Source organism: Streptomyces coffeae (assembly GCF_016741875.1).
GTDB lineage: Bacteria > Actinomycetota > Actinomycetes > Streptomycetales > Streptomycetaceae > Streptomyces > Streptomyces coffeae.
The window spans coordinates 1-8,741 of record NZ_JAERRF010000074.1; the positions used below are offsets into that span (position 1 = coordinate 1).

Genomic DNA, 8,741 nt, shown 5'->3' on the forward strand with positions numbered 1-8,741 from the left:
ATAGATCAGCCGTATCACCACGACCAGCATGCTGCCTCAGAACTGCTGGCGTCCTGCTGAGCTTTGACAGATCCGAACCAGCAGGTCAGCCCGGGTGACATGATTCCTGGCACCCACAGGCTACGGAGCCAGGCGGCCAGGACCGCGGCGAAGCGAGACGAGACATGGAATCAGTGGAACGGGCCTTACAGACCCTCGCGCGAGTTGCCGGCATCGGCAGCGAGGGCAGGATCATCGGACACGGCATCGCCAAGGACGAGGACGGGGAAGAGTTCGGCCAGGCCATCCTGTGGCGTATGGGCCGCGAGATGGAGGAGTTGCCGCACCGCGACTGGGCCGTGGCCGCGATCGACAACTTCGGGCGTCCGAGCGAGCTCTACGCCCGCGTGCCGGCCACGACGACGGGCCCACGATCGCCGACGAGGCCAGGCAGCAGTACGGCATGGCGGCCCGAAGCATCGCGGTCGCCGCTCAGGAGGAGAAGACCGTTTTGTCCTGGGAGTTCCCTGCTGGAGAGCCGGTCATCGGCCTGTAGCGCCCAGCCGCGAACCCTTCCCGCCACGCCGGGCCCGCCACCGTCGAGAGGGCCCAGGGCCAGGTCGACAGATCTCCGTTTGCGGGATCTGTGCCACTGACGATCAACGATTACGCCTGGGTCGTGGTCTTCTGCTTGAGGCGTTCGTAGGGAGTCTGGCCGCCGAGGCCGCCGTGAGGTCGATGGTAGTTGTAGTAGTCCTCCCACTCGCGCAGCTTGTCGTTGAAGACCTCGGCGTCGTCGATGACGACGCCGTCGAGCAGCCGGTAGAACTCCTCGGCGTCGATGCGGTGGGAACGTTCGACCTTGCTGTTCAGCCGTGGCGTGCGGGGTTTGATGTAGGCGTGGGCGATGCCCTTGTCGAGCACGTGCCAGTGGAACGCGGACTGGTACTCGGCGCCGTTGTCGGTCTGGATGACCTCGACCTGGAACAGCAGGCGCTGCAGCATGTAGTCGAGGAACTGGATGGCGGTGTTCTGGTTCAGGGTCGGGTAGATGCGCAGGACGCGCAGGCGGGTGCAGTCGTCGATCGCGGTGAACTGGAAGTACTTGTTGCGTCCGCCGCGGCGCCCCTGTGACATCGAGGCGAGCGGCTCGATGCACTTCACGTCGATCTGCACCCGGTGGCCAGGCAGCTGCTTCTCGTACCGCTTCCACCTCGGTCGTGGCGCTTGTACCGCTGGGAGGCCGGCAGCCGGCCCATGTCTAGGCGGTGGAGGATGCGCCACACGCCCGACTTGCTGATGGTGACGTCGTGGTACCGCTTGAGGTAGATGACGATCTTCTCCGGGCCGAAGTGGTAGTTCTGCCGTAGGTAGATGATCTTTCCGACCACCTCGACATGGGTCGCGTTTGGTGAGGTCCTGGGAGCCTTGGAGCGGGTCCGCAGGCCCTCGATGCACTCTGCCTGGTAGCGGCGGTACCACGTGTAGTACGCCTGTCGGCTGATCCCGAAGTAGCGGCAGGACATCGCGACGTTCCCGGTGACCTCTTCGACGTGGCGTATGACGGCCAGGCGCCGCTTGGCCTCACGGTCAAGCGGCGGGGTGATGGGGGAGGACTTCGGCATGTGGATCTCCGTAGTGATCGGAAGCCCAGGTGTCAACGATGATCGTCCGTTTTAGAGGAGCGCACCGTTGGACTGCGCTACAACATTGCCTACCATTTCTATGGGTTTCTGATACACAACCGCCGGAATATCGCGAAGTGCGGGAACCATCATCGTGTCCACACGCTGCCACTCTGTCCCTGGAAGTACCGTGCTTCTCTTCCGCCGCCCTCCGGCCACCGGCGCGTTGCGCATCGCGTCCTGCGTTCTCGCGGCAGCGGGCTTCTCCATGTTGTTGGGGGGATGCGCGAAGGACGGAGAACCTCGGGGTTCCGGCCGCTCCGGCGTCGTCTCTGCGCCGGTACGGCTATGGCCCGACCGGTCACCCGCGCCCACGCCGGAGGCGGGCCGGGAGGACCGCGGGGGGCCGTCGCCCCTTGCTGGGGTGCCCAAGGTGCCGTCTGGGGATATCCGGAAATTGGACGTCGATGCCGTTGTGGCAGCGCAGATCGCCGCGGGGGACCATGCCAACCAGTCGGCGTTCAGCGAGAAGACCAAGGAGAGGATCCACCGTTGCGCTGCGGAGCGGAACCGGTGTCCCATGCTCGCCCCCGAATACCAGGACCTGACGGGTGACGGGAAGAGCGAGTTGATCGTCGGCTTCGGCCTTGAGGAATCCAACATGGCCCTGTGGGTCTACCGGCTTGATCACGGGGCGGTGGCCCGGATCCTGGATACCGCAGGGAAGCCGCTCTTCGTCGAGGTGGCGAACGGCAAGTTGGTCGTGCGGGAGCCCATGGCGATCCCCGGATACGAGATGCGCACGGTCTTCTCGTGGGACGGCCGCCGTCAGGTCATGGATCTCCAGACGCTGGACTACGTCCGGACGTCCCCTGCTGCTTCCACGGAGCCCACGCCGTGAGGGCTGCCCGCCTGCGGCTGCCTGCCTGGACGGGCACACTCCACTGGAAGTTCGCGATCTTCGTGACCGGCATCTGCTGCCTGCTGGCCGTGCTCCTCGGCACCCTGGTCCACGTCCAGGCCGGCGCGGACGCAGAGAACCAGGCCCGCAGCGAGGCCCTGGACAGGCTGAACGGCGCCGTAGCCGCTTACACCGCCGGTGAACCCCTCGATCCCCATGCCGCAGTGGACCCCTCGGGCCTTCCTGCCGGTCTGCGCCACATGGTCTTGACTCGTCGGGAATGGGGCAGTCAGCTCGACGATCACCTGGGCCGCCCGGTGGTCTGGGCGGCTGCCCCTGCGTCCGGCGGCAAGGTCCTGGCAGTTCGCCAGGACTACAGCAGCCGTGCCGCCGCTGTGCGCAGACTGGACCAGTCGATCGTCCTTTCCTCCGTCATCGCGACCGGCATCACCCTGGTCGCCGGGATGATCGCCGTGTCCAGCCTCACCTGGCGCCTGCGACGCGCCGCCGAGGTCGCCCGCCGGATCAGCAACGGCGATCTTCAAGCCCGTGTGAACGACCCCCGTGCCCTGCGCTCCGACCAGAACCGGGACGAGGCCCTCGCGGTCGGCGTTGCACTCGACGCGATGGCCGCCACGGTGGAGGACAAGCTGCGCAGCGAGCAGCGCTTCACCGCGGACGTCGCCCATGAGCTTCGTACCCCGCTGGCCGGGCTGCTCATGGCATCCGAGCTCCTGGAACCAGGGCGGGCGACCGACATGGTGCGCGACCGCATCCAGACACTGCGCGGGCTGACCGAGGACCTGCTGGAAATCTCCCGGCTCGACGCGAGGGTGGAGCGAGCCGAGCTCGACACGCACAAACTGGGACCGTTGGCCCGGCACGCGGCGCGGGCCACCGGGCAGGAGGTCGCCATCAGGGTCGTCCAGGACGCGTATGTGCAAACCGACCAGCGTCGGCTTGAGCGCGTGCTCGGCAATCTCGTCGTCAACGCTCACAAGCACGGCCGAGCGCCCGTGGAGTTGAGCGTCGATGGACCGGTCGTCACGGTACGGGACCACGGCGACGGCTACCCGGATCATCTACTTGACCACGGCCCTCAGCGTTTTCGGAGTGAGTCGCACGGCGGCAGGAAGGGCGGGCACGGCCTGGGTCTGACGATCGCCCTCGGGCAAGCCCGTGTTCTCGATGCCACGCTGGAGTTCTCCAACGCACCCGACGGCGGAGCCGTCGCCACACTCTGCCTCCCCGCCAAGCCCTCCCCAGCGGCCGGGCCCGACACCGATGACGGCCGACCCTATCCGCTGCGGAACCAGCCCGATTGACATGTGTTCCGAAAGACTCACCAAGCACCGGGAGGACGCCATGACGCATTTGCTTCTTGTCGAGGACGACGAGGTGATCCGTGACTCGGTGCAGGCGGTCCTGACGCGGTACGGCTATGTCGTGTCGACCGCGGAAGACGGGCTCACCGGCTTGGAGATGTTCCGCGACGCACAGCCTGATCTGTTGCTGCTCGATGTGGTGCTGCCCGAACTCGACGGCATCAGCCTGTGCCACCGCATCCGCGAGTTCAGTCCGACCCCCATCCTGATGCTCTCCGCCCGCGGAGACGCGCTGGACGTGGTGTCGGGGCTGGAGGCAGGTGCCGACGACTATGTCATCAAGCCGGTCGAAAGCTCCGTGCTCGTCGCCCGGATCCGGTCACTGCTGCGCCGGGCGAGCTTCCCGTCGCATACAGGGGCGGCCCAGCAGTTGGGCGGCGCGCAACCCGGTGGCGCCCTCGTCTTCGGTGACGTGGAGATCGACCCGCAGGCTCTGGAGGTGCGCCGCTCCGGGCGCACGGTCGCGCTCACCCCGACCGAGCTGCGGCTGCTGTTGGAGTTTGCCGCGAACCCGGGAATCGTGATGGAGCGGGGGGCGCTGCTGCGCAACGTCTGGGACCACGCCCACGACGGCGACAGTCGGCTGGTCGATCTCCATGTGCAGCGGCTGCGGGGGAAGATCGGTGCCGAATGCATCGAAACAGTCCGCGGGTTCGGATACAAGCTGCGGCGCTGACCCGGCCGCCGTAGAGCTACGCACCGGACTGAAACACGGCCTACACGGGGCGGATATCGAACCGATCGGAAAGAGGTGCACCACAGCGGCACGGGCGACATGGACGGCGTCAACGATGGGGTTAGGCACCCAGTCCCTTTCCCACGACTCCAGAAGGCGACCCTCATGAACTCCGCGCGCTTTCGGGCTGCAAGGTCACCGAAGCACCGCAGCCGCTGCGTCCGCACCACCCTCTGGGTGGCCGTCGCCGGGCTTGCTGCAGTAAGTGTCGGGGGCGGGCTGCTCTACACGAAACTCGGCACCAGCCATGCGACGGCAGACGTGGAGAAGGCGCTCGGTAGCGACCGACCCGCCCGAACCGTCAACGGTGCTCTCAACGTCCTGGTACTCGGGTCCGATTCGCGCGCAGGGAAGAACCGCAAGTACGGCAAGGACCAGGGCAGTGCACGGTCTGATACCGCGCTGCTCGTGCACCTCGCCAGGGGGCGGTCGAAGGCCACAGTCATCAGCATCCCGCGCGACACCCTCGTGGACCGCCCGAGCTGCCCGCTGCCGGACGGCGGCGACTCGCCGGCCGACGATTCGGTGATGTTCAACACCGCCTACGAAGTGGGTGGTTTGATATGCGCGACCAAGACGGTCGAGCGCCTCGGCAACATACGCATCGAACACGTGCTTGATGTCGACTTCGACGGGTTCAAGAGCGTGGTGACCGCGGTCGGCGGCATTCGCATCACCCTCGACAAGCCCCTCCACGACAAGTACAGCCACCTGGATCTGGACATCGGCCCGCAGCGCCTCAACGGCGAGCAGGCCCTCGCCCTAGTGCGCACGCGACACGGCATCGGCGACGGCAGCGACCTCGGAAGAATCCGCCTGCAGCAGCGGTTCATGACCGCGTTTGCCACCGAGTTCAAGAACTCGTCCCTGCTCACCGACCCCGTCAAGCTCTACGGAGTGGCCGATGCGGTGAGCGGCGCGATCACCACCGACAAAGGACTGGATTCGCCCCGCGCCCTGTTCGGTCTCGCCCGCAGCCTGTCCGGCCTGAAGCCGACCGACGTCGACTTCCGCACGCTTCCCGTCGCCCCCTCCCCAGCCGACCCCAACCGCGTCGTCGTCAAGCAGACCGACGCGGCGCTCCTGTGGCAGGCCATACGCAACGACACCCCGCCGCCGGCACCGGAGAAGCGAGCGCAGCATGGCTAGCGCTCTTGGGGCATCTGCCCGCCACCGAGTCTCGCGCCGGTTCCCGGACGCGCCACGCGCGACCCGCCCGTACGCCCCTGGCCTCGACGGGCTGCGCGCCCTCGCGGTCACGGCCGTCGTGCTCTATCACGTCAACCCCGGCTGGTTGCCGGGTGGCTTCCTCGGCGTCGACGTCTTCTTCGTGCTCAGCGGCTTCCTGATCTCCGACCTGCTGCTCGCCGAGTGGCAGCGGCACGGCCGTATCGATCTGCGTGACTTCTGGCTGCGCCGGGTGCGGCGCCTGCTGCCCGCTCTGGTCCTGGTGCTGTTGGTGGCGACGGCCGCAGCTGCCGTTTTCCGCCCGCGTCGGCTGGCATCGGCCACGGACAGCCTGTTCTCCGTCGCGACCTTCACGAACAATTGGTGGCAAATATCTACCGATGCCTCGTACTTCGCGAGCTTTGGACCGCCCCCGCTGTTCCAGCATCTGTGGACACTCAGTATGGAGGAGCAGTTCTATCTGCTCTGGCCGCTGACGCTGCTCGCTTTGATGCGATGCGTTCCGTGGCGTGGCGTAGAGGTGACCGCTGTGCTCGCCGGTGCTGCCGCCTCGATGATCGCGATGGCCCGGCTGTACGAGCCGGACTTGGACCCTTCGCGTGTCTACTTCGGCACCGACACCCATGTCTTTCCACTGCTGATCGGTGCCGCGCTGGCCCTCCTACGGCCCACCACCAGGCTGATTCGGAAGCCCTCGCGTTGGCCACTGCGTACGGTGGGCCTCCTCGGCGTTGCGGGCTTGGGCGTCCTCGTGGTCATGGCGTGCGTCGTATCCGAGGGCGAGGCCGCCTTGTACCCCGGTGGCTTCGCCGCCGTCGCCCTGGCGACCGCAGCCGTCGTGCTCGCCGCCGTACAACCGATGGGGCGACTGGCGTTCGTACTCGGCGTGCGCCCCCTGAGGTGGATCGGTGTGCGCAGCTACGGCATCTACCTGTGGCACCTTCCGCTCATCGCGTTGGCCACGCCGGACCGCATGACCCCCGCTGACGCGCCGTTGTTCGCGATTGCCGCAGCCTTCGCGTCCGTCGGCCTGGCCGCGCTCTCGTACCGTTGGGTGGAACAGCCGATCCGACGCCTCGGGCTCGGAGGATCCGCACTCCGTCGGCACTCGAGCTCTCCTTCTGCGACGCCTCGCAGAAGGAGCTCCTTCCTAGCCGGTGCCGTGGTGGGCTGCGTCGCAACGCTCGCTCTGGCCGCGGTCGCCGTGTCGACGACGCCGAAGGGCTTCCATCCGCCCTTCCTGCCGACCCGGACCGGGCAGGCGAGCCCTGATGCGACGGCCCAGCCCACGGCCCCCTCGGAACGGTCGAAGCCCTCACCCTCACCGACCCGGCGCAACGTGCCCACGGGAAAGGTCACCGCGATCGGTGACTCCGTCATGGTAGCAGCGACTCCCGCCCTCAAGAAGAAGTTCCCTGGCATCACCATCGACGCCAAGCTTGGCCGTCAGCTGTCCGCCGCTCCCCAAGAGGTGAAGGCCCTCGAGCGGCAGGACGCTCTGGGCGACACGCTGATCATCGGCCTGGGCACCAACGGCACCGGCGGGAAGACCGCCCTCGAGGCCGTCGTCAACGCGGCCGGACCGGGCAAGCGGATCGTGCTCGTCACCTGTTACGTTCCCCGCTCGTGGCAGGACACGGTGAACCAGGATATAAGGGAGGTAGCGGCGAATCACCGCAACGTCGTCGTCGCCGACTGGAATAGGGCCATCGCCGACCGCGGCAGCCTGCTCGCCGACGACGGCGTCCACCCCAGCCCCGCCGGCGCCAGGCTCTACGCCGACACCATCGCGGCAGCCCTGGCCACGCTCCCGGCCGAACGCTGACGGCGCCTGGGCCCTGATCGCCACGGTCATAGCCGTGATGTGTGTACGTGCCGCAAACCGCATGAGTGCAGGTCACGATGCATGTTGATATTCGTGGAGGATGCCGCCGAGGCGATCGTGTCGGCGTATGGCGAGGCGGGCTAACGCGTCGGGATCGTCGATCGGCGGGGGCAAGGGGTGGAGCGGTTTGGCGTTTGCGATGCCCTGTTGTGGTCGGTGTCCGTTGTAGAACTGCTCGAACTCGCGCAGGGTGTGGAGGAGATGTCGCTGGTACTAGATCAATGTCCGGTCCAGGAGCTCGCGGCGACAGGTCTGTATCCACCTTTCCGTGATCGAGTTCATCCTCGGCATCTGGATGCCGCTGAGCACGACGTCGATCCCCGCGTCCTTGAGGACGGCATCGAAGAGGGCGGGGAACTTCCCGTCCCGGTTCCGGATCATGAACCGTGCCCGGCAGCCGAGGTCTTCGAGGTCCATGACGAGGTTCTTCGCCGCTTGCGCTACCCAGGATGCGCTCGGATGCGCGGTGGGCGCCCGGGATCCGGATCCGGCGACTGCCGTGTTCGATCATCACGAGCACGTACATCCGTATCCCCGGCAGGGTGACTGTTTCCATGAAGTCGCAGGCCAGCAGGGCATCAGCCTGGGCGCGAAGGAAGTTGGCCCAGGTGCTGGAGTTCCGCTCGGGCGCTGGGTCGATGCCGGCCTCTTCAGGATTTCCCAGACGGTGGACGCGCCCACCTTCACCCCCAGTACGAGGAGCTCGCCGTGCAGGCGTCGGTACCCCCAGCTCGGGTTCTCCTTCGCCAGGCGCAGCACCAGGATGCGGATGGAGCGCACGGTGCGTGGTCGTCCAGGGCGTTTGGGCCAGCAGGAGGCGGCGTGGCGGCGTGCGAGGAGGTTGCGGTGCCAACGCAGTACCGTGTCGGGGCGTACGAGCAGCCGTGACCTTCGCAAGACGTGCCGTGGCAGCCGGTGCAGCAGCGCTGCCAGGAATGCCCGGTCGCTCGGGGTGAACTGGATCTTTTCCTTGCCGAGTTGGCGTTCCAGCATGGTGATCTGGTGGCGTAGGGCGAGGATCTCAGCGTCCTTGTCCCGGTCG

At 67.0% G+C, this 8,741-nt stretch carries 5 protein-coding genes and 2 pseudogenes; 5 read left to right on the plus strand and 2 right to left on the minus strand.

What is annotated here, in order from left to right:
- Positions 1–645: 645 nt before the first annotated feature.
- A pseudogene (locus JK363_RS45140) lies at positions 646–1,604 on the minus strand (IS481 family transposase).
- Positions 1,605–2,079: 475 nt separating this feature from the next.
- Between JK363_RS45140 and JK363_RS40680 the strand changes: the two are divergent.
- The 5 genes from JK363_RS40680 (at position 2,080) to JK363_RS40700 (ending at position 7,639) form a co-directional block, all read left to right on the plus strand.
- Positions 2,080–2,505: a hypothetical protein gene (locus JK363_RS40680; protein WP_307822101.1), complete on the plus strand. Its 426-nt coding sequence runs from the start codon at positions 2,080–2,082 to the stop codon at positions 2,503–2,505.
- Complete coding sequence (locus JK363_RS40685) at positions 2,502–3,830, plus strand: ATP-binding protein (protein WP_201883368.1); 1,329 nt, start codon at positions 2,502–2,504, stop codon at positions 3,828–3,830. Before JK363_RS40680 ends, JK363_RS40685 begins: the two co-directional genes overlap by 4 nt.
- A 40-nt stretch (positions 3,831–3,870) precedes the next feature.
- A complete protein-coding gene (gene cseB, locus JK363_RS40690) occupies positions 3,871–4,566 on the plus strand; it encodes a two-component system response regulator CseB (protein ID WP_201883369.1) in 696 nt (231 codons plus the stop codon).
- A gap of 165 nt (positions 4,567–4,731) precedes the next feature.
- The gene (locus JK363_RS40695; protein WP_201883370.1) at positions 4,732–5,775 is read left to right on the plus strand and encodes an LCP family protein; all 1,044 of its coding nucleotides are present in this window, start codon (positions 4,732–4,734) and stop codon (positions 5,773–5,775) included.
- Positions 5,768–7,639, plus strand: a complete 1,872-nt coding sequence (locus tag JK363_RS40700) for an acyltransferase family protein (RefSeq protein WP_201883371.1) — start codon at positions 5,768–5,770, stop codon at positions 7,637–7,639. The genes JK363_RS40695 and JK363_RS40700 overlap by 8 nt, the downstream gene beginning before the upstream one ends.
- Before the next feature lie 72 nt (positions 7,640–7,711).
- On the opposite strand, the pseudogene JK363_RS43600 reads toward JK363_RS40700, so the two are convergent.
- Positions 7,712–8,741 (minus strand): annotated as a pseudogene (locus JK363_RS43600) (transposase family protein); the annotation flags it as partial.